At 61.8% G+C, this 1,616-nt stretch carries 1 protein-coding gene; it reads right to left on the bottom strand.

Annotated elements, in window-relative coordinates; genetic code table 11:
* Positions 1–1,504, bottom strand: a 1,504-nt coding sequence (gene htpG, locus QZY06_RS00735) for a molecular chaperone HtpG (protein ID WP_295678912.1), incomplete at its 3' end; no start/stop codon positions are given.
* Positions 1,505–1,616: the final 112 nt, after the last annotated feature.

Below are 1,616 nucleotides of genomic sequence, written 5' to 3'. Positions count from 1 at the left end.
GCGCGAATTCGGTCTCGGTCTTTTCCTTCTCCTCTGGCGTGCTGACGTCCGACGCCAGATCGGCGCCGCCGACGGCGCAGGATTCCAGCTGCTTGCCGTCGAACTCGTTGAGGTGCATGACCACCCATTCGTCGATGCGATCGGACAGCAGCAGCACTTCCCAGCCTCGTCTGCGGAAGCCTTCGACATGCGGCACGGCGCGCGCAGCCGCGGGCGTGTCGCCGGTCACGTAATAGATCTTGGTCTGGCCTTCCGGCATCCGGGCGACGTAATCGGCCAGCGACACCTTGGCGCCATCGATCGCAGTGGTGGAATCGAAGCGGCACAGCTTGGCGATGCGCTCGCGATTCACCGCGTCTTCGACCAGACCTTCCTTGAGCACAGCGCCGAAGATGTCCCAGAACTTCGCGTAGTCGTCCGGCTTGTTCTTGGCCAGATCGTCGAGCATGTCTAGCACCCGCTTGGTCAGCGCGGACTTCAGCTTCTCGACATTGCGATTGCCCTGCAGCAGTTCGCGTGACACGTTGAGCGGCAGATCATCGGAATCGACCAGGCCGCGCACGAAGCGCAGATAGGCCGGCAGCAGCTCGGCACCGTGATCCATGATGAACACGCGCTTCACGTACAGCTGCAGGCCGCGGGTCTTGTCGCGATCCCAGAGATCGAAGGGTGCTGCGCCCGGAATGTAGAGCAGCGAGATGTAGCTGAGATTGCCTTCGACTCGCTGATGCGCCCAACTCAGCGGCTTGCCTGGATCGAAGGACAGCGCGGTGTAGAAGCTGTGGTAGTCCTCGTCGCTCAGCTCGGATTTCGGACGCGTCCACAAGGCCGCCGCCTTGTTCAGCGTTTCGACCTCGCCGTCATCGACCTTCAGCCGCACCGGCAGGCCGATGTGGTCAGAGTATTTGCGCACCAGATGGCCGATGCGGCCGGCTTCTAGAAACTCCTTTTCGTCGTCGCGCAAATGCAAGGTGATGTCAGTGCCGCGCTCGTTCTTGATGACCGGTTCCAGCGAATAACTGCCTTCGCCGGTCGATTCCCAGACGTGTGCTGCGGTCTCGCCGGCCCGGCGCGAAGTGACCGTGACCTTGTCGGCGACGATGAACGCCGAATAGAAGCCGACGCCGAACTGGCCGATCAGCTGCGCGTCCTTCTTGCCATCGGCAGACAGCTGTTCCATGAACGCCTTGGTGCCGGAGCGGGCGATGGTGCCGAGGTTATCGACCAGATCCTCGCGGCTCATGCCGACACCGTTGTCGCGCACGGTCAGCGTGCCAGCCGCGCTGTCGACGATCAGATCGACGGCCAGCACGGTGTCATCGCCGAACAGCGCCGGATCCTGGATCGCCAGGAAGCGCAGCTTGTCGGCAGCATCCGAAGCATTCGAGATCAGCTCGCGCAGGAAGATTTCCTTGTTCGAGTACAGCGAGTGGATCATCAGCTTGAGCAGCTGGCGGGTCTCGGTCTGGAATTCGAATTGCTGCGGGGCGGAATCGGTGGTCATGGAATGCTCTCGGTGATGTTGGCCAACCCCGCCTTGTTGGGTTCATCCGGCAAGGCTTTCAAGGGGTTGAGCATGAACTCCGGCACTACGACGGACACAAAAAAGCCGGCAT

Source organism: uncultured Nevskia sp., from assembly GCF_903885465.1.
Taxonomy (GTDB): domain Bacteria; phylum Pseudomonadota; class Gammaproteobacteria; order Nevskiales; family Nevskiaceae; genus Nevskia.
This window is presented reverse-complemented; position numbering and strand designations above follow the sequence as displayed.